Source organism: Streptomyces sp. NPDC096012, from assembly GCF_040426375.1.
Classification (GTDB): Bacteria; Actinomycetota; Actinomycetes; order Streptomycetales; family Streptomycetaceae; genus Streptomyces.
This window is the reverse complement of sequence record NZ_JBEOTD010000019.1, coordinates 30,479-49,243: the sequence shown is the minus strand read 5'-3', so window position 1 is coordinate 49,243 and position 18,765 is coordinate 30,479. Positions and strand designations below refer to the sequence as shown.

General features: G+C 73.6%; 13 protein-coding genes. 10 read left to right on the top strand and 3 right to left on the bottom strand.

Annotated features, from left to right (window positions below; genetic code table 11):
• Nucleotides 1–113: 113 nt before the first annotated feature.
• Both ABVB68_RS19610 and ABVB68_RS19605 read left to right on the top strand, forming a co-directional pair.
• Nucleotides 114–2,315 (top strand): bifunctional glycosyltransferase/CDP-glycerol:glycerophosphate glycerophosphotransferase, encoded by a 2,202-nt coding sequence (locus ABVB68_RS19610; protein WP_353602361.1) that lies wholly within the window; start codon nt 114–116, stop codon nt 2,313–2,315.
• A gap of 6 nt (nt 2,316–2,321) precedes the next feature.
• A complete protein-coding gene (locus ABVB68_RS19605; RefSeq protein ID WP_353602360.1) occupies nt 2,322–4,526 on the top strand; it encodes a bifunctional glycosyltransferase/CDP-glycerol:glycerophosphate glycerophosphotransferase in 2,205 nt (734 codons plus the stop codon).
• Nucleotides 4,527–4,569: 43 nt separating this feature from the next.
• On the opposite strand, the gene ABVB68_RS19600 is transcribed toward ABVB68_RS19605, so the two are convergent.
• Nucleotides 4,570–4,983: an organic hydroperoxide resistance protein gene (locus tag ABVB68_RS19600; protein WP_353602359.1), complete on the bottom strand. Its 414-nt coding sequence runs from the start codon at nt 4,981–4,983 to the stop codon at nt 4,570–4,572.
• 128 nt (nt 4,984–5,111) lie between these two features.
• Here ABVB68_RS19600 and ABVB68_RS19595 point away from each other — a divergent pair, with 128 nt between their 5' ends.
• Nucleotides 5,112–5,609, top strand: a complete 498-nt coding sequence (locus ABVB68_RS19595) for a MarR family winged helix-turn-helix transcriptional regulator (RefSeq protein WP_353602358.1) — start codon at nt 5,112–5,114, stop codon at nt 5,607–5,609.
• On the opposite strand, the gene ABVB68_RS19590 is transcribed toward ABVB68_RS19595, so the two are convergent.
• Entirely contained in the window at nt 5,548–7,386 is a 1,839-nt protein-coding gene (locus tag ABVB68_RS19590; protein ID WP_353602357.1) for a glycosyltransferase family 39 protein, read from the bottom strand. The two genes, ABVB68_RS19595 and ABVB68_RS19590, sit on opposite strands and share 62 nt — an antisense overlap.
• A gap of 289 nt (nt 7,387–7,675) precedes the next feature.
• On the opposite strand from ABVB68_RS19590, the gene ABVB68_RS19585 reads away from it, so the two are divergent.
• From ABVB68_RS19585 to galE, 3 genes are read left to right on the top strand one after another with little or no spacing between them, the layout of a single operon-like run.
• Nucleotides 7,676–8,947, top strand: coding sequence for a glycosyltransferase family 87 protein (locus ABVB68_RS19585; RefSeq protein WP_353602356.1), 1,272 nt, complete (start codon nt 7,676–7,678; stop codon nt 8,945–8,947).
• A 44-nt stretch (nt 8,948–8,991) separates the two neighbouring features.
• Nucleotides 8,992–10,701, top strand: a complete 1,710-nt coding sequence (locus ABVB68_RS19580; protein ID WP_353602355.1) for a glycosyltransferase — start codon at nt 8,992–8,994, stop codon at nt 10,699–10,701.
• On the top strand, nt 10,698–11,678 hold the full coding sequence (gene galE / locus ABVB68_RS19575) for a UDP-glucose 4-epimerase GalE (RefSeq protein ID WP_353602354.1): 981 nt from the start codon (nt 10,698–10,700) through the stop codon (nt 11,676–11,678). The genes ABVB68_RS19580 and galE overlap by 4 nt, the downstream gene beginning before the upstream one ends.
• Before the next feature lie 216 nt (nt 11,679–11,894).
• Here galE and ABVB68_RS19570 read toward each other — a convergent pair whose 3' ends face one another.
• Complete coding sequence (locus tag ABVB68_RS19570) at nt 11,895–12,521, bottom strand: TetR/AcrR family transcriptional regulator (protein ID WP_353602353.1); 627 nt, start codon at nt 12,519–12,521, stop codon at nt 11,895–11,897.
• A gap of 206 nt (nt 12,522–12,727) precedes the next feature.
• Between ABVB68_RS19570 and ABVB68_RS19565 the strand changes: the two genes are divergently transcribed.
• The 4 genes from ABVB68_RS19565 to ABVB68_RS19550 all read left to right on the top strand — a co-directional run bounded on the left by ABVB68_RS19565 (nt 12,728) and on the right by ABVB68_RS19550 (nt 18,544).
• Nucleotides 12,728–13,642 carry an ABC transporter permease gene (locus ABVB68_RS19565; RefSeq protein ID WP_353602352.1) on the top strand — a complete coding sequence of 305 codons (915 nt, stop codon included), beginning with the start codon at nt 12,728–12,730 and terminating at the stop codon, nt 13,640–13,642.
• Nucleotides 13,617–14,561 carry an ABC transporter ATP-binding protein gene (locus tag ABVB68_RS19560; protein ID WP_503006197.1) on the top strand — a complete coding sequence of 315 codons (945 nt, stop codon included), beginning with the start codon at nt 13,617–13,619 and terminating at the stop codon, nt 14,559–14,561. The genes ABVB68_RS19565 and ABVB68_RS19560 overlap by 26 nt, the downstream gene beginning before the upstream one ends.
• A 99-nt stretch (nt 14,562–14,660) precedes the next feature.
• Complete coding sequence (locus ABVB68_RS19555) at nt 14,661–16,883, top strand: CDP-glycerol glycerophosphotransferase family protein (RefSeq protein WP_353602350.1); 2,223 nt, start codon at nt 14,661–14,663, stop codon at nt 16,881–16,883.
• Nucleotides 16,880–18,544, top strand: coding sequence for a glycosyltransferase family 2 protein (locus tag ABVB68_RS19550; RefSeq protein ID WP_353602349.1), 1,665 nt, complete (start codon nt 16,880–16,882; stop codon nt 18,542–18,544). Before ABVB68_RS19555 ends, ABVB68_RS19550 begins: the two co-directional genes overlap by 4 nt.
• The last annotated feature ends 221 nt before the right edge of the window (nt 18,545–18,765 follow it).

The window sequence follows — 18,765 nt, the reverse complement described above, 5'->3', positions numbered from 1 at the left end:
TTTCCGGGAGTTCCCATGCCCCTGGGCTCGACGCGGCCCACCCCGAGCCGGCCGTCCACCTGGCGTCCGGCGGGACGGCCCGGCCGCGCCCGCAAGACGACAGAAAGAACAGAATGCCCCGCTTCAGCATCATCGTCCCGTCCCACGGGGTCGCCGGCCGGCTGTCCCAGGCGCTGGACTCCGTCCTCGGCCAGTCCTTCGGCGACTGGCAGCTGATCCCTGTCTGCGACGCCCCCGACGCCCCGGCCGCCGAGGTGGCCGCCGGGTACGCGGGGCGGGACTCCCGGGTGACCCCGGTCCACTCGCCGCCCTCCGCCGGCCTGAGCGGGGCGCGCAACGCCGGGATGCGGGCGGCGACCGGGGCCCATCTGCTGTTCCTGGACGGTGACGACCTGCTGCTGCCGGGCGCGCTCGCGGCGCTGGACGCCCGCCTGACCGAGACCGGCGACGTGGACGTGCTCTACGCGGAGCACGAGCGCACCCCCTGGTGGGAAGGCGAGCCGACGAACCCGGCCGCGCCGGTGCTCGCCAAGGCGCCCGGGGGTCCGTTCGCCCCCGCCGACCTGCCCGGACTGACCGGCGTGCAGCTCCCGGCGTGGAGCGCCGTCTACCGCCGCGACTTCCTCACGGCCCACGGACTGACCTTTCCGGACAGCCACTTCACCGACCTCGGCTGGGGCGGGCTGACCACGCTCGCCGCCGAGCGGATCGCGGTCCTGCGCCGGGTCGTCGTACGGCACCGGATGCGCCGGCAGGGCAGCCGGCTCAATCTGCCCGGACCGCACCAGCACGCGCTGCTCGACCAGGTGGACCTCGTGCTGTCCCGGGCGGCCGGGTGCGGCCTGTCCGCCGAGCGGACCGGACCGCTGTTCGAGCAGCTGTTCGCCGTGGTGCTCAAGACGGCGTCCCGGCCCGACCGGCTGCTCCGCGGGCACCGGGCGTTCTTCCGCCGGGCCGGCCGGCTCTACCGGCGGCACCGGCCCGGCGGCTACCGGGCGCCGGGCGGCAGCGTGGGCGTGCAGCACCGCTTGCTGGCGACGGGCGCGTACACCGCCTTCCGCGCCCTGCGCGGGGTCAACCAGGTGGCGGCGCGCTCGGCCGAGAGCCTGCCGCGCCCCCCCATGCTGCGCACCCGGCTGCGCTACGCCCGCGACCTGCGCCGCCCGCTCGACCCGCAACTCGCGGTGTACTGCGCCTACTGGGGCCGCGGCTACGCGTGCAACCCGGCCGCGATCCACGCCAAGGCGCGCGAACTGGCCCCGCACATCCGCTCGGTGTTCCTGGTCGAGGCCGACCAGGCCCATGCGATGCCCGGGGACGTCGAGTACGCGGTGATCGGCTCCCGCCGCTACTGGGAGGTGCTCGCCCGCGCCACCTACTTCGTCAACAACGCCAACTTCGCCGAGGGCGTGGTCAAGCGGCCCGGCAGCGTGCACCTGCAGACCCAGCACGGCACCCCGCTGAAGACGATGGGCGTGGACCAGTCGACGTACCCGGTGGTGGCCGCGCGGTCCGGCAGCTTCACCAGGCTGCTGGGCCGGGTGGACCGCTGGGACTTCAACCTGTCGTCCAACCGCCACTCCACCCAGATGTGGGAGCGCGCCTTCCCCGGTTCGTACGAGCATCTGGAGTACGGCTATCCGCGCAACGACGTCTACTGCACGGCGACCGCCGAGGACGTCGTCCGCGTCCGCCGCGAACTGGGAGTGCCGGAGGGCCGCAGGGCCGTGCTGTACGCGCCCACCCACCGCGACCACCACACCGGCTTCGAGCCGGGCCTGGACCTGGAGGCGTTCTGCGAGGCGGCCGGGGAGGACGTCGTCGTGCTGCTGCGCGCCCACTACTTCTACGACCGGGGCCGCTCCCAGGGCTCCGGCCGGATCATCGACGTGACCGCGCACCGCTCCGCCGAGGACGTGTGCCTGGCCGCGGACGCGCTGGTCACGGACTACTCGTCGATCATGTTCGACTACGCCAACCTGGACCGGCCGATCGTGGTGTACGCCGACGACTGGGACGTCTACCGGGAGATCCGGGGCGTCTACTTCGACCTGCCGGCCGCGCCGCCCGGCCTGGTCGTGCGCACCCCCGGGGAACTGGCCGCCGTCTTCCGCGACGGCTCGTACGCGGGCCCGCAGGCCGCCGCGCTGCGGGCCGCGTTCCGGGAACGGTTCTGCGAGTTCGACGACGGGCGCGCCGCCGAGCGCGTCGTACGGCGGGTGCTGCTCGGGGAGCCGCCGGAGGCGCTGCCGCCCGTGATCCCGCTCGCGGAGCGCGTCCCCGCCCCCGCCGCCGCGACCCTCGTGAGGAGCTGATCCGCCGTGCCCCGCTTCAGTGTGATCGTGCCCTGCTTCAAGGTGCAGGGCTTCCTGCGCGAGTGCCTGGACTCGGTGCTGACGCAGTCCTTCGACGACTTCGAGCTGATCGCCGTCGACGACCGCTCCCCGGACGGCTGCGGCGCCATCCTCGACGAGTACGCCGGACGGGACCCGCGCGTGCGGGTGCTGCACCTGCCGGAGAACGTGGGCCTCGGCCGGGCCCGCAACGCGGGCATGCCCCTGGCCACGGGCGACTACCTCTTCTTCCTCGACAGCGACGACACCCTCACCCCGGGCGCGCTGCGGGCCGTCGCCGACCGGCTTGCGGAGGCGCGGGACCCCGACGTGCTGGTCTTCGACTACGCGCGCACGTACTGGTGGGGCGGCACCCGGCGCAACGTGCTCGCGCACCTGCTCGGCGAGGCCGGCCCGGGCACCTTCGGCGTCTCGGAGTACCCGCAGATCCTCGATCTGCTGATGGTGGTCTGGAACAAGGTGTACCGGCGGGAGTTCGTCGAGGAGAACGGCTTCGCGTTCCCGCCCGGCTACTACGAGGACACCCCCTGGACCTTCCCGGTCATGCTCAGTGCGGGACGGATCGCCACCCTGGACCGGATCTGCCTGAACTACCGGCAGCGCCGGCAGGGCAACATCCTGTCCACCACCAGCCGCAAGCACTTCGACATCCACGACCAGTACGAGCGGGTCTTCGCCTTCGTGGAGCGGCGCCCCGAGCTGGCGGTCTGGCTGCCGTACCTGCACCGCAAGATGGGTGAGCACTGCCTGGACATCCTGGCGAAGCCCGACCGGCTGCCGTCCGCCGACAGGGCGGAGTTCTTCCGGCGCACGGTACGGATGTTCCGCGAGCACCGGCCCGCGGGCGCCCGGGTGGACGGGGAGCTGGCCCTGCTGGAGGGTTCCTGGACGGCGTACCGGGTCAGGCGGCAGGCGGCGCGGGCCGGGCGGGAGGCGGCCCGGCGGGCGGACCTGGCACGCCGGGCGGCGTCCGCCCGGGCCCGCAGCGGCTGGGCAGCGCTGCACGCGCACCGCCCGCTGGACGAGAACCTCGTGGTGTACTCGGCGTCCTCGCACCGGGGGGTGCTGGGCGACCCGGCGGCCGTCCACCGCAAGGCGCGGGAGATCGCCCCGCAGCTGCGCGGGGTGTGGGTGGTGCGGGACGCGGAGACCGCCGAGCGGCTGCCGCCCGACGTGGAGCACGTCGTCGTGGGCTCCCGGCGCTATCTGGAGGTCACCGCGCGGGCCAAGTTCTTCGTCAACGACGTCAACTGGCCCGGCGCGCTGGCCAAGCGGCCCGGCAGCGTGTACATCCACACCCACCAGGGCACTCCGCTCAAGTACCTGGGTGCCGACCTGCTGGACAAGCCCGGCGCCCGGCTCGGCTTCGACGTGCCGCAGATGCTGCGCCGGGCCGACCGCTGGGACTACAGCCTGGTCGCCAACCGCCACTCGGAGCTGGTCTGGGAGCGGGCCTACCCCTGCCACTTCACCTCGGTGCGCACCGGCAGCCCCCGCAACGACGTCCTGGTGAACGGCGGCACCGGCGACTTCCGGCGGCGGCACGGCATCCCCGACGACCGCACGGTCGTGCTGTACGCGCCGACCCGCCGGGACTACTGCCGCAGCGGGCACGCCGACCGGTTCGACCTGGCCCGGTTCGCGGCCGACCTCGGCGCGGGCCACACCCTCGTGGTCCGGCTGCATCCCTCGCTGGCGAGCGGCCCCGCGCGCGGCATGGGCCTGTCCGAGCTGGCGCGGCGCGGCATCGTGGTCGACGCGACCGACGAACCGCATCTCGAGGAGGTGCTGCTCGCGGCGGACGTGCTGGTCACGGACTACTCGTCCGTGATGTTCGACTACGCCAACCTGGACCGGCCGATCGTCGTGCACGCCGACGACCATCCGGCGTACACCGCGAGCCGGGGCACGTATTTCGACGTCACCGCCGAGCCGCCGGGCCATGTCACCGGCTCCTACCGGGAGCTGGCGCGGCTGTTCGCCTCCGGGTCCTGGCGGGACGAGGAGTCGGCGCGGCTGCGGGCCGAGTTCCGGTCCCGGTTCTGCGAGTTCGAGGACGGCAAGGCCGCCGAGCGGGTCGTACGGACCCTGCTGCTCGGCGAGGCGATGCCGGACGCCGGGATCCGGCTGCCGGTCCAGGGCACGGGCCGGGACGCGCTGACCTCGGCGTGACGGACGACCGGCCGGCGGTCCCCCGCCGGCCGGCTGCGGGGTGTCACTCGATGATGAGGTCGACCTCGATGTTGCCGCGGGTGGCGTTGGAGTACGGGCAGACCTGGTGGGCGGTCTCGACCAGCTTGCGGCCGGTGGCCTCGTCCACGGACTCGGGCAGCTCGATGCGCAGGGTGACCTTCAGCCCGAAGCCCTCGCCCTGCTTGCCGATGCCGACCTCGGCGGTGACCGCCGCGTCGCTGACGTCCACCTTCGCCTGGCGGCCGACGAGGCCGAGGGCGCTGCCGAAGCAGGCGGCGTAACCGGCGGCGAAGAGCTGCTCCGGGTTGGTTCCCTCGCCGTTGCCGCCCAGCTCCACGGGCGGGGCCAGCCGGAGGTCGATCTTGCCGTCGGAGGAGACGGCACGTCCGTCACGGCCGTGGGTGGCGGTGGCGACAGCGGTGTAGAGCGCGTCCATGGAAGTTCATCCCTCTCGATGTGGGGTGCCGCACGGGACTTTTCCGTTCAGGGCCCCGTCGCGACCTCAAGTAGAGCACACAATTAAGTTGTGCACAACCAAATGGCCCACGGAGCTACCCTGGAACCATGACCGCCTCGCCGACCCCGAAGACCGCCGCTGCGGACTGGCTCCGCCTGGACAACCAGGTCTGCTTCGCCCTGCACGCGGCGTCCCGCGCCTTCAACGGCGTCTATCGCGTGATCCTGAAGGACCTCGGGCTCACCTACCCTCAGTACCTGGTGATGCTGGTGCTCTGGGAGCAGGGCGATCTGCCCGTCAAACAGCTCGGCGAGCATCTGCGGCTGGACTCGGGCACGCTGTCGCCGCTCGTGAAGCGGCTGGAGGCGGCCGGCCTCGTACGGCGCGAGCGCAGCGCGCGGGACGAGCGGTCGGTGTGGGTGCGGCTCACCGAGGAGGGCGCGGAGCTGCGCGAGCGGGCCGGGGAGGTGCCACGGCGGATCGCGGCGGCGACCGGCTTCGACCCGGCGGAGATCGGCGAGCTGCGGGAACGGCTCGACCGGCTCACCGCCGCCCTGGACGCGGCATCGGTGACGACATCGGCGCAATCAGCCGAATCCGAGTAGTACGGCGGACGTAGAGCCGTACGGTCACCCCGTCCCGAGCGGCCTGCTCACCTTGGCTGAACTCCTCTGCCAGCACGGCCAGTTTGAGGCGTTCGGCGGGGCTGCCTGGAACCCAGCGGCCGTCGAGCACCGCCTGGTCCGCGACGACCCACACCCGGTCCAGCCGCGCCAGCCTGCGGCGCAGCTCGCCGGCTCCGATCTCCCGCCCGTACAGCGTCCCGGACGCGGCGGCGCTCTCCGCCAGGGCCACGTCCCGCACCCCCCTGAACGCCCCCGGGTAGGTGATCGCCACGTTCCGCGTCTGCGCGGGCAGGAACAGCACCGGGTCTCCCGGGCCCAGCTTCCGCGCGGCGAGGCGGGAGACGGCGGCGAGGTCGTCGGGCCGGCGGGCCGGGCTGTGGTCGGCGCGCAGCAGCGGAAGCTGGTGGTGGAGGACCAGGGCGACGGCCAGCACGCCGGCGACGGCCACCAGGTGGGACCGTGCCGCACGGGCGGCCCGCGCGACGGCGCGCGCCCCCGGCGGGCCGCCGCCGCGGGTCCGGTCGTCCGACGGCGGGACGGGCGCCGCTGCGGCGCGGGGGGCGCGGGGAGCCGGAAAGAGGGCGGATACGCGACGGCCACCCGCCCCCGCACGCGACCACAGCCACGCCACCGCACCGCGACCGAGACGACCCACCGCACCCGACGGCAGCCACCCCGCCGCACCACGACCGTGACGGCCCACCGCACGCGACCGCAGCCACCCCACCGCACCACGACCGAGACGACCCACCGCACCCGACCGCAGCCACCCCACCGCACCACGACCGTGCCGGCCCACCGCACCCGACCGCAGCCACCCCGCCACCCGCGGCCCCAGGCGCCCCACCGCACCGGCCACCCGCTCCGCCCCGGCGGCGACCAGCAGCGGCGCGCCGCCCAGGGCGTACAGCACGTACCGGTCGACGTACAGCGGCGAGAGCTGGGACACCAGCATCAGCGCCCCCGGCGGCACCACCATCAGGGGCAGGGCCACGCCCGCACAGGTGACCTGCCCCCGCCGCCCCACCAGCCCCGCCAGGCCCACCAGCGCGAGCCCGAGACACACCCAGTACACCCCTGGCACGGCCCCCAGGAACGTCCGCAGTGCCGTCTGCGCCGTGTCCGCCGTGGGCCTGCGCAGCCACGCGACCTGCGCCGACTGCGCCCGCGAGACGACGATCATCGGCAGCAGCGCGAGGACGACCGCGCCGGCCGCCCGCCCCCAGCCCCGCCACACCCGCGCCCCGGGCCGGGCGAGCGCCAGCGTCACCGCGTGCGCGAGCAGCAGCAGGACCGCGAACTCGTGCAGCCAGCAGGTGACTCCGAGGACAGCGCCGTAGGCCCACCAGGTGCCTTCCCGCACGGCCCGCGTGAACAGCAGCGTCGCGGCCGTGGCCCCCGCCGCGACCAGCGCGTAGGAGCGGCCCTCCTGGGCGTAGTGGCCGGCCATGGGCGTGACGGCGTACAGCAGCCCGGCCCACAGCCCGACGCGCGGCCGGACCAGGCGCGCGCCCAGCGCGGCCACCAGACCGGCGGTCACCGCCGCCGCGCACACCGACGGCAGCCGGAGGGCGACCTCGCCGGGATGGACGGCGAGGACGGCGTGCATGAGCAGGTAGTACAGGCCGTGGACCGCGTCCACGCCGTGCAGCAGCCGCCAGATCTGGGGCACCGTGCGGCGTCCGACCTGGAAGGTGACGGCCTCGTCGCGCCACATCCCGCCCCGGTCGAGCCCCCACAGCCCGATCCCGAGCATCGCGAGCGCCGGTACGCACACGGCGGCGGCACGGCGGATCCGCGCCGGGAGGCTCCCCGGCGCACGGCACGACGCGCGGTTCGTCCTACGGTTCAGCGCACCATTCGGCGCCTGCGTCGTTGCACCGGTGGAAGCGGCGACCGCCGCTCCAGCCGTCCGGCGCGACTGCGTTCTCACAGGAAGCCCGACCTTCACCACGGCCCGATCTTTTGCGATTAGCCAACCTTTGCCGCTCTTTAACGGCGTATCGGCATGGATACACCATCCGCACGGCTTACGCTCCCATGTGATGAACCGTCACCGTGTCACCCCCGGCCCGGTCCTCGCCCTCACCGCCCTCTGGTCCGTCACCCGCGCCGTGCTGCTCTGGCTCCTCCTGCACGATGACGCCCCGCTGCTGGGCGGGGGTTCGGTGAACCGCGAGGTGTCCCGGCTGTACTTCCACTGGTACGGCGTCCTCGTGCACGGCGGTTTCCCGGTGCACGACGCGCTGTGGCAGTACCCGCCGGGCGCGGGCGCGGTGCTGCTGGCGCCGGGCCTGGCCCCGGGGCTGACCTACTTCCAGGCGTTCGTCGCGCTGACGCTGGCGGCGGACGCGCTGATCGCGGGGGCGCTGGCCCGCGCGGGCACCCGGCCCGGGCGGAGCCTGCTCGGCGCGGCCCTGTGGACGGGCGGCCTGCCGCTGCTGCTGCACCTCCCGCTCGCCCGGTACGACGTGGAGGTCACCGCGCTGGCCGTCCTCTGCCTGCTGACGATGGCGCACTCCCCACGCGCGGGCGGAGTGTTCGGGGCGCTGGGCGCGCTGGTGAAGGTCTGGCCCGCGCTGGCGCTGCTGGGCACGCCTCCGGGCCGGCCGACCCGCACGGCGTGGACGTGGGCGGCGGTGACCGGGGCCGCCTCGCTCGCCCTGTTCGCCGTCCTCTTCACCGGCCCGCTGTCCTTCCTGCGCGAGCAGGGCGGCCGCGGGGTGCAGATCGAGTCGCTCGGCGGCACGGCCCTCAACCTGGCGCGGCACGCCGGCTGGACCGGGCGCCCCCGCTACCAGTACGGCGCGATCGAACTGGTCGGCCCGTACGTGCACGCGGTCGCGAGCGCCTCCCTCGCCCTGACGGCGGCCGCCTTCGGGGTGCTGGTGCTGTGGCGGGTGCGGGCGCGGCACTGGAGCGAGGCCACGCCGTACGACGCGGCGCTGAGCGCGGTGCTGCTGTTCACGGTCACCAGCCGGGTCATCAGCCCGCAGTACATGATCTGGCTGCTGGGACTCGCCGCCGTGTGCCTGACCTCCCGGCACACCAGTCAGCGGCCGGTGGCGGCGCTCGTCGTGGCGGCGTGCGCGCTGAGCACGGTGGCGTACCCGATGTCGTACCGCGAGGTGATCGACGGCAGCTGGACCGGCTGCCTGCTGATGCTGGCCCGCAACGCGCTGCTGGCGGCCGCCGCGGTGCTGTCCCTGGTCCGGTTGTGGCGCGCCGCGCGGCCACCGGCGGAGGAAAACCCGCCGACGAGGCAACCCGGGCCTGGTTCCGGCCGTCTAGCGGACCGAGCACTGAGCACCTCCTGAGGGAGGATCCCCCTCCTTCTCTACACCGCCGGCCCGTGGACCTCATGCACCCAGACCCGCTTGCACCGACCGACCTGTCCGCCCCGACCGACCCGGCGGGCCGGAGCCCGACGCCGCGGGCCGCCGTCGTCGTCATCGGGTACAACGACCGGGCCCACGTGACCGACGCGGTGCGTTCGGCGCTGGCCCAGGGCCCCGCGGTCGCCGAGGTGATCGCCGTGGACGACCGCTCCACCGACGGCAGCGGCGAGCTGCTCGACCGGCTGGCCGCCGGCGAGCCCCGGCTGCGCGTGCTGCACCGGGAGGTGAACAGCGGCGGCTGCGGCAGCCCGCGCAACAGCGGGATCGACGCGGTGACGGCACCGTACGTGATGTTCCTGGACAGCGACGACGTCCTGCCGCCGGGCGCGGTGGACACCCTGCTGGCCGCGGCGACCGGGGCGCACGCCGAGGTCGCGAGCGGACTGTGCGTGCGCCGGGAGCTGCCGTCGGGGAGCGAACGCCCCTGGCAGGCGCCCCTCTATGCGGCGCACACCGTGCTCGCCCGGCCCGCCGAGTGCCCGCGCCTGGTCGACGACACGCTGTGCGTCAACAAGCTGTACCGCACGGACTTCCTGCGCGAGCACCGGATCCGCTTCCCCGAAGGCCGCTTCCTCTACGAGGACTTCGTCTTCACCGCCCGCCTCCTGGCCGCCGGCCCGCGCATCGCCCTGGTACCCGACCCGGTGTACGTGTGGCACGTGCGCCGGTCGGCCGAACGGCTGTCGCTCTCCCTGGACCGGGCGCGCATCGACAACTGGAAGGCCCGCGTCCAGGCGTGCGCGCTGGCGTACGACATCCTGCTCGGCGCCGGGCAGGAGGAGCTGGCGCGGGCGGCGCGGGCCAAGTTCCTCGACCACGAGGTGCGCATGTACGTGCGCGAGCTGGGCTTGCGTGACGCGGACTACCAGCGCGCGTGGTGGACGCACACCCGCGAGTACCTCACGCGTTACGACCCCGCCGACTGGGCGCCGGACCCCGGCGCACCCGGCCGCCTGCTCGCGCGGCTGATCCTGGCGTCCCCCGAGCCACGTGACCTGCCCCGGCTGCGGGAACTCGCCGCCCGCCCGGCACGTCTGCTCCCGCCCTACGCCCGCACCGACGACGGCGAACCGGTCTGGTCGGCCGACCTCCCCCAGGTCTCCCTGGCTCCGCTGCTGACCCGCCCCACCGGCCTGCTGCCGCTCGCGGTGGACGCGGAACTGCGCCCACGCGCGCGTGCGTCGCTGCTGCGCCTGCGGCTGCACGACCTGTACGGGCGGGTGGCCGAGGCGGCCCCGGCCGAGCTGGAGGTGTGCTGGCGGGCGCGGGAGGACGACCGTACGGCCGCCCGCGCGACGACCGCCCTCACCCCCTCCGGCGCGGGCACCTGGTCCGCGCAGGTGCCCGTCGGCCTGGCCCGGCTCGGCGCCGGCACCTGGGACCTGCGGCTGACCCTGCGGTGGGCCGACGGCACGCACCGGGACGTCACGGCGCACGCCCTGGCGGGCGCCGGCCGGCTGCGCCGGCGCGCCGTCCCGAGCGCCCGGCACGGCATGCTGCTGGTACAGCCGTACGCGACGCACTCCGGCGCTCTGGCGCTGCGCGTGGCGACCGGGGTGCGTGGGGCCGTCGAGGTGGCCGGCGGCCGGCTCCGCCGCCTGCTCCGCCGACGGGCCCCGGCCGCTTTCGGCCGGGGCGCGAAGGACGACCGACGAGGAGGCGGCCGCACATGACCTGGCTGATCACCGGCGGGGCCGGATACATCGGGGCGCATGTCGTCCGGGCGATGACCGAGGCGGGCGAGCGTACGGTCGTCTACGACGACCTGTCCACGGGCGTGGCCGAGCGGGTGCCGGCGGAGGTCCCGCTGGTGCGGGGCAGCACCCTGGACGCGGACCTGCTGGCGCGTACGCTCGCCGGGCACGAGATCACCGGTGTGGTCCACCTGGCGGCGAAGAAGCAGGTGGGCGAGTCGGTGGCCCGCCCGCTGCAGTACTACCGGGAGAACGTGGAAGGCCTGCGCGTGCTGCTGGAGGCGGTCACGGCGGCGCAGGTCCCGTCCTTCCTCTTCTCCTCCTCGGCCGCCGTCTACGGCATGCCGGACGTGGACCTGGTGACGGAGGAGACGCCCTGCCGGCCGCTGTCGCCCTACGGCGAGACGAAACTGGCCGGCGAGTGGCTGGTCCGCGCCACCGGCCGGGCGACCGGCCTGGCCACCGCGTCCCTGCGCTACTTCAACGTGGCCGGCGCGGCCCGTCCCGAACTAGCCGACACCGGCGTGTCCAACCTGATCCCCATGATCTTCGAGAAGCTGACGGAGGGCGCCGCGCCGCGTATCTTCGGCGACGACTACCCGACCCCCGACGGCACCTGCGTCCGCGACTACATCCACGTGGCCGACCTGGCCGAGGCCCATGTGGCGGTCGCCCGCACGCTGGGCTCCGCCCCGGGCGCCGGCCTGACCCTGAACATCGGCCGCGGGGAGGGCGTCTCCGTGCGCGAGATGATCGACCGCGTCAACGCGGTCACCGGCTACGACCGTCCGGCGACCGTCACCCCGCGCCGCCCCGGCGACCCCGCCCGCGTCGTCGCCTCCGCCGACCGCATCGCCACGGAACTGGGCTGGCGGGCCGAGTACGACGTCCAGGACATGATCATGTCCGCATGGGAGGGCTGGGTGCGCCGCCACCCGGAGGCGGCACGCTCCTAGAGGTCCTGTCCGACGATTCGCGTCGTGGCCCGGAGGGCGGCCGCGCGGCGTCAGGTGCGTGCTCCCGGCGTGCCGGCCCCAGGCGCTCGTACCGGACGTACCCGGGTCGGGGGCCGGTGCGGCGAGAGTGCGTGCAGGGCGTCGCGCGGCAGACGCGCACTGTCGGACAGGGCCTGGCGGACCGCCACGGCGGCACGCACGTCCGGGCCTGACAGGTCACAGCGCCTTGAGCGCCCCCGCCGTCGCCCGCGCCAGCTTCTCCAGGTAGCCCTTGGGGGGGTTCGGGGTGCGGATCACCACCGAGCGCCAGTACAGCGGGCCGGAGATCAGGTCCAGCGCCAGGTCGGGATCGAGGCCCGCGCGTACCTCCCCCCGCTCCTCGGCCGCCGCGACGATCCTGCTGGCCACCCCCTCCTGGCCGTCCCGCAGGGCCTTCTGGAAGGCCTCGGCGATGTCGGGATTGCGGGCCGCCTCGGCCTGCAGGTCGGGGATGATCTGCGAGGCGACCGGATGGCGCAGGGCCCGGGACGTGACCTCGTACAGCACGCGCAGGTCGCCTTCCAGGGAGCCCGTGTCGGGGACCGGGAAGCCCAGCACCGCCATGGCCGAGACGACGTCCAGGACCAGGTGCAGCTTCGAACGCCAGCGCCGGTACACCGCCGTCTTCCCGACGCCGGCCCGGCGGGCGATGCCCTCGATGGACATGCGCGCGTAGCCGACGGCCGCGAGCTCCTCGAAGACGGCCGCCCGGATGGCCTCCGTCACGTCCTCGCGGAGCACCGCGGCCCCGGCGGGAGCCCGGCGGCGGGGGCGCGTCGGCGGCTCGTCGGCGTTCGTCGTCATGTCGGACAGCATAGGGCGTGACGACGATACGGTTGCGTTCCGACGCTCCTAGCCCCTACGCTCGCGTTGCGACGATACGGTCCCGTCCCGACGTAAGAGAACGTGAAGAGAAGCGTAAGGAAACGCCGGGCGACGGGACCCGGCCGCGGCGACCCCGGCGAGAGCCGGGCGCGGTACCCCCCTCCCCCCGAGCGAAAGCAGCGGATGTGAGCCAGGTCCTCCACACACCGCCCCCGACACAGGCCCCGGCCGACGACGACCTCACGGCACTGGCGGCCCGGCACGGCCTGACGGTCAGCGGCGCCCGCCCGACCCTGCCGGAGTACGTCCGCCGGCTGTGGGACCGGCGCCACTTCATCACCGCCTTCGCCACCGCCAAGCTGACCGCCCAGTACAGCCAGGCGAAGCTCGGCCAGGTCTGGCAGGTCATGACCCCGCTGCTGAACGCGGCGGTCTACTACTTCATCTTCGGCGTGCTGCTCAACACCAAGCACAACGTGCCGGACTACGTGCCGTTCCTGGTCACGGGCGTGTTCATCTGGACGTTCACGCAGAGCTCGATCATGGCCGGCACCCGGGCGATCTCCGGCAACCTCGGCCTGGTCCGCGCCCTGCACTTCCCGCGCGCCGCCCTGCCGATCTCCTTCGCGCTCCAGCAGCTACAGCAGCTGCTGTTCTCCATGTGCGCGCTGGTCGTCATCCTGCTCTGCTTCGGCGTACCGGTGGCCGCGTCCTGGCTGCTGGCGATCCCGGCGCTCGTCCTGCAGTTCACGTTCAACGCCGGCATCTCGATGATCATGGCGCGACTGGGCGCCAAGACCCCCGACATCGCCCAGCTGATGCCCTTCGTGCTGCGCACCTGGATGTACGTGTCCGGGGTGATGTGGAGCATCGACAAGATCACCGCGAAGGACGACCTGCCGCGCCTCGTCACCGTCCTGCTCCAGCTCAACCCTGCCGCCGTCTACATCGACCTGATGCGTTTCGCGCTGATCGACAGCTTCCACGCCAAGTCCCTGCCGCCGCACGTGTGGGCGGCGGCCACCGGCTGGGCCCTGCTCGCCGGCGTCGGCGGCTTCGTCTACTTCTGGAAGGCTGAGGAGAGGTACGGCCGTGGCTGAGCACACCGAGAAGATCCCCACCGTCGTCGCCGACGGGGTCGACATCGTCTACCGGGTCAACGGCACCGGCGGCGGCCGCGGCTCCGCGACCGCCGCGCTCAACCGGATCCTGCGCCGCAAGCAGACCGAGAAGGCCTCGGGCGTGCGCCGGGTGCACGCGGTGAAGAAGGTGTCGTTCGCCGCCTACAAGGGCGAGGCCATCGGCCTCATCGGCACCAACGGCTCCGGCAAGTCGACCCTGCTCAAGGCGATCGCCGGGCTGCTCCCGGTGGAGAACGGGCACATCTACACCGACGGCCAGCCCTCCCTGCTGGGCGTCAACGCCGCGCTGATGAACGACCTGACCGGCGAGCGCAACGTCTTCCTCGGCGGCCTCGCCATGGGCATGTCCCGGGAGCAGGTCAAGGAGCGCTACCAGGACATCGTCGACTTCTCCGGGATCAACGAGAAGGGCGACTTCATCACGCTCCCGATGCGCACGTACTCCTCCGGTATGGCCGCCCGGCTGCGCTTCTCCATCGCCGCCGCCAAGGACCACGACGTCCTGCTGATCGACGAGGCCCTGGCCACCGGCGACCGCTCCTTCCAGAAGCGCTCCGAGGAGCGGATCCGCGAGCTGCGCCGGCACGCGGGCACGGTCTTCCTGGTCAGCCACAACAACAAGTCGATCCGCGACACCTGCGAGCGGGTCCTGTGGCTGGAGCGCGGCGAGCTGCGGATGGACGGGCCGACGGAGGAGGTCATGAAGGAGTACGAGACCTTCACCGGCGACAAGAAGCCGGCACCCGCGAAGCCCGCCGCCAAGAAGCCCGCGGCACGCGAGGCCGATGCGGGGGACGCCGGCGGCCCCGCGAAGGCGGACGCCGCGACAGCGGACACGGCGCAACCGGACGCGCCGAAAACGCCTCTTCCCTCCTGAGCCCCGCTCTTACCTGGGCGCGGTTATCCCTTTAATCTGTTTAATAACGGTATGTTATTAAGGGATTTCCAAACCAACCAGCCCAAGGAGTTTCCCGCGATGCCTCAGCTCAGCGTGATCGTCTACGGGTCGAACACACAGGGGCATCTGACCGAACTCCTGGACTCGCTCGACGCCCACCCGCTCGCCGACGCCGAGGTGATCGTCGCCGCGGTCGGCGACTGGGCGCGGGAGACGGCCGAGAGCCACTCCCCGGAGACGATCGTGGTGCCGCTGCCGGAGGGCACCGGTGACGCGGCGGCGCGGGCGGCGGGCGCCGCCCGCGCGTCCGGCCGCTGGCTGCACTTCGTGCACGCCAAGGACGGGATGCCGGCGGGCGCACCCCGCCTGATCGCCGAGCGGACCGCCGAGCTGGACGCCACGGAGGCCGCGGACGCGCCGAGTGCCCCCGTGGACGTGCTCCTCTTCGACCACGTCACCACCACCTGGCAGACCGCCGCCAGCACCTCCCGCGACGGCCGCCTGCTCGCCGCCGTCGGCCGTGCGGGCCTCCCCCTGGACCAGGCACCGGAACTGCTGCGCACCGCTCCGCTGCTCGGCAACCGCGCCCTGCGCGCCGCCTTCTGGCGGGCGCACGAGGAGGAGTTCACCACCGACGACGAGCCCTGCGCCGCCTTCGCGGCCCTGCTCCGCGCCGGTCGCGTCGCCTGCCTGAACCAGGTGGGCCACGAGAAGCGCGTGCTGCGCCCCGAGAGCCTGCCGCCCCTCGCCCCCGAGGACCGGTTCGCGCTCATCGACCGCTACGTGTCCCTGCTCGCGCTCACCGAGGACCGCCGCGCCGCCCGTACGGTGCTCTACGACCTGATGGTGCGTGACCTGCTGCGCACCTTCGCCCGCGAGAACCTGCCCGATCCCGTCGCCCGCGAGTTCTTCCGCCGTGCCTCCCTGGCGGCGGTCCGCTGGCGCCCCGAGGGACACCAGCGCCCGGCGGGCCTCGAGGGGATCCGGCGCTCCCTGCTGGAGGAGGGCGCGTACACCAGGTACCGCGCGTTCCAGGCCGCCAACCGGACCCGGCGCGCCGCCCGGAAGACCGTGCGCGCGCGCAAGCGCCAGGTGAGCGCGAAGGTCCGCGACCGCCAGTACCGCCAGGCCCTGAGCCGCCCGGTGGACCCCCATCTGGCCGTGTTCAGCGCCTACTGGGACCGCGGGGTCGCCTGCAACCCGGCCGCGATCGCCGCCAAGCTCGCCGAACTCGCCCCGCACATCCACCCGGTGTGGGTGGTCGGCAAGGAGAACGCGGCCCTGCTGCCGCCCGGCACGGACCACGTGATTCCCGGGACCCGCCGCTACTGGGAGACCATGGCCGGCGCCAAGTACCTGACCAACAACGTCAACTTCCCCAACTCGGTGGTCAAACGACCCGACGCGATCCACCTCCAGACCCACCACGGCACCCCGCTCAAGCGCATGGGGCTGGACCAGATGGACCACCCGGCCGCCGCCCAGGGCCTGGACTTCGCCGCGCTGCTCGCCCGCATCGACAGGTGGGACTACAGCGTCAGCGCCAACAGCCACTCCACCCGCATGTGGGAGCGCGCCTACCCGGCCCGCTACACCTCCCTGGACCACGGCTATCCGCGCAACGACGTCTTCTACACGGCCACCGCCGACGACGTACGCGCCGCCCGCGAACGTCTCGGCATCGCGCCGGGCCGCACGGCCGTGCTGTACGCCCCCACCCACCGCGACTACGAGGCCGGCTTCACCCCCCGGCTCGACCTCGCCGCCCTCGCCGACCGGCTCGGCGAGAACACGGTCCTCCTCGTGCGCGCGCACTACTTCTACGGTGGCGCCGCCTCCCCGCTGACCGGCCTGCGCCGCTCCGGCCGGATCATCGACGTCTCCTCCTACGACCCCGTCGAGGAACTGTGCCTGGCCGCCGACGCGCTGGTCACGGACTACTCGTCGATCATGTTCGACTACGCCAACCTGGACCGGCCGATCGTCGTGTTCGCCGACGACTGGGAGACGTACCGCACCACGCGGGGCGTCTACTTCGACCTGATGGCGGAGCACCCCGGCCAGGTGGCCCGCAGCCAGGAGGAGCTGACGGAGATCTTCCTCACCGGAGCCTGGCGCGACGAGAGCGCGGCGAAGGCGCGGGCCGCGTTCCGGCGCCGGTTCTGCGAGTTCGACGACGGCCGCGCCGCCGAGCGGGTCGTACGGCGGGTCTTCCTCGGCGAGCCCGAGGAGGCGCTGCCCCCGGTGCTCCCACCGGAGGAACGCACCCCCGCCCCGACCCCCGAGGAGGCCTCGGCATGAGCACGCCCGACGTCACGATCACGGTCATCGTCTACAACGACGCCGCCCGCCTGCCCCGCGCGGTCGCCTCTCTGCGCGCGCAGACCCACGCCAACATCGAGATCGTCATCAGCGACGACCACTCCACCGACGACACCCCGGCGGTGGCCCGCAGACTCGCGGCGCAGGACGACCGCATCCGGTACCTGCGCCTGCCGGAGAACAGCGGCGGCTGCAGCGCCCCGCGCAACCGGGCCATCGACATCGCCCGGGCGCCGTACCTGATGTTCCTCGACAGCGACGACGAACTCCCGCCCCGCGCGGTGGAGTCGCTGCTGGCCGCCCACCGCGAGCGTGAGGTCGACTTCACGATGGGCGCGGTCCGGCGGGTGCGGGTGGACAACGGCCGCCACTCCACCTGGATGCCGCACCTGGTGAGCGAGCACCGCACGCTGCAGGGCATCGAGGAGGATCCGCAGCTGCTGTTCGAGCACCTGTCCACGAGCAAGATGTACGCCCGCTCCTTCCTGGACCGGCACCAGCTCCGCTTCCCCGAGGGCATCCACTACGAGGACCAGCTGTTCTCGGCCCAAGCGTACTGCCTGGCGCGGGCGTTCACGATCATCCCGGACCCGGTGTACGTCTGGTACATCGAGCCGTACGCGGCCGCGGACTCCGCCTCCATCTCGAACCAGCGGCACAAGATCTCCAACGTCCGCGACCGCGTCCACGTCCAGCGGCTGATCGACGACTTCCTCGTCACCAGCGGGCACAGCGGGCTTCGGGAGGACAAGGACTACAAGTTCCTCAAGCACGACTTCCGGATGTACGCGGGCGACCTGCCCCACCGGGACGAGGAGTGGGTGCGGTCCTTCGCCGAGGTCCTGAACCCGTACCTGGACACCCTCGCGCCCGGCGCGTTCGCGCGGCTGCCCCGCCCCGAGCGGGTGGTGCTGCAACTGCTGCGGGACGGCCGCACGGCCGACGTCCGGCTCGCGGCCCGCGGCCTCGGTCACGCGGTGGCGCCGCGCCAGGTCACCAGCGACGACTCCGGCACCCCGTACTGGGGCGACAGTGTGCCCGCATCCGAGCAGGCCCGGCGCGAGCTGGACCTGACCGACCTGGAGCTGGAGACGCGGCCCTTCCCCGGCGCCCAGTTCCGCCACGAGATCACCGAGCTGACCCCGGGCGCCGACGGCTGCCTCACCCTCGCCGTCCGCACCTACGACCCGGGGCTCCGGCTGCCCGTCGGCCCGCAGCGGGCCGGCCTGGTGCTGGCACCCGGCGGGCGCCGCATGACCGTTCCGTTCCGGCTTGACCCGGTCCGCCCCGGCGTCTTCGAAGGCACCGTCAGCCTGGACCTCACCGCCGCCCCGCTCCCCCTGCAGGGGTTCGACGGCGTACGGCACCCGATGGTCCGCCTGCAGCAGCAGGGCCTGGCCCAGACGGGACTGCTGCTGGCCCCGCTGGACTTCCCCGCCCGTACGGTTCGGATCGACTACCGCTCGGGTACGAGCCCGCACGAGGTCACCGTCGAACCGGAGGGCCGCAACCCCGGCCGCCTGCAGATCCGCTGGCAGCCGGTGGGCGTGACGGCGCGGGTGGTGCGGCCCGTGGTCCGCAAGGTGGACCGGCCGAAGATCCGCAAGGCGGCGAAGCTGCTGTCGAGCGTGCTGCGCTAGGAGCCCGCCCGCCTCAGGGCGCCACCCGGTACAGCCACTGCCCCCCGGGGCCGGAGGTCACCTTCCGCACCCCGGGGCCGGCCAGGCCCGCCGGCCCCACGACCCGGAGGGCCGCAACCCCGGCCACCTGCAGATCCGCTGGCAGCCGGTGGGCGTGACGGCGCGGGTGGTGCGGCCCGTGGTCCGCAAGGTGGACCGGCCGAAGATCCGCAAGGCGGCGA

What these genes read in the sequence shown, in the direction of transcription:
- ABVB68_RS19570 (WP_353602353.1), bottom strand. Translation starts at nt 12,521, where the DNA reads ATGACGACGAACGCCGACGAGCCGCCGACGCGCCCCCGCCGCCGGGCT.
- galE (WP_353602354.1), top strand. Translation starts at nt 10,698, where the DNA reads ATGACCTGGCTGATCACCGGCGGGGCCGGATACATCGGGGCGCATGTC.
- ABVB68_RS19580 (WP_353602355.1), top strand. Translation starts at nt 8,992, where the DNA reads ATGCACCCAGACCCGCTTGCACCGACCGACCTGTCCGCCCCGACCGAC.
- ABVB68_RS19595 (WP_353602358.1), top strand. Translation starts at nt 5,112, where the DNA reads ATGACCGCCTCGCCGACCCCGAAGACCGCCGCTGCGGACTGGCTCCGC.
- ABVB68_RS19555 (WP_353602350.1), top strand. Translation starts at nt 14,661, where the DNA reads ATGCCTCAGCTCAGCGTGATCGTCTACGGGTCGAACACACAGGGGCAT.
- ABVB68_RS19600 (WP_353602359.1), bottom strand. Translation starts at nt 4,983, where the DNA reads ATGGACGCGCTCTACACCGCTGTCGCCACCGCCACCCACGGCCGTGAC.
- ABVB68_RS19590 (WP_353602357.1), bottom strand. Translation starts at nt 7,386, where the DNA reads ATGCTCGGGATCGGGCTGTGGGGGCTCGACCGGGGCGGGATGTGGCGC.
- ABVB68_RS19585 (WP_353602356.1), top strand. Translation starts at nt 7,676, where the DNA reads ATGAACCGTCACCGTGTCACCCCCGGCCCGGTCCTCGCCCTCACCGCC.
- ABVB68_RS19550 (WP_353602349.1), top strand. Translation starts at nt 16,880, where the DNA reads ATGAGCACGCCCGACGTCACGATCACGGTCATCGTCTACAACGACGCC.
- ABVB68_RS19610 (WP_353602361.1), top strand. Translation starts at nt 114, where the DNA reads ATGCCCCGCTTCAGCATCATCGTCCCGTCCCACGGGGTCGCCGGCCGG.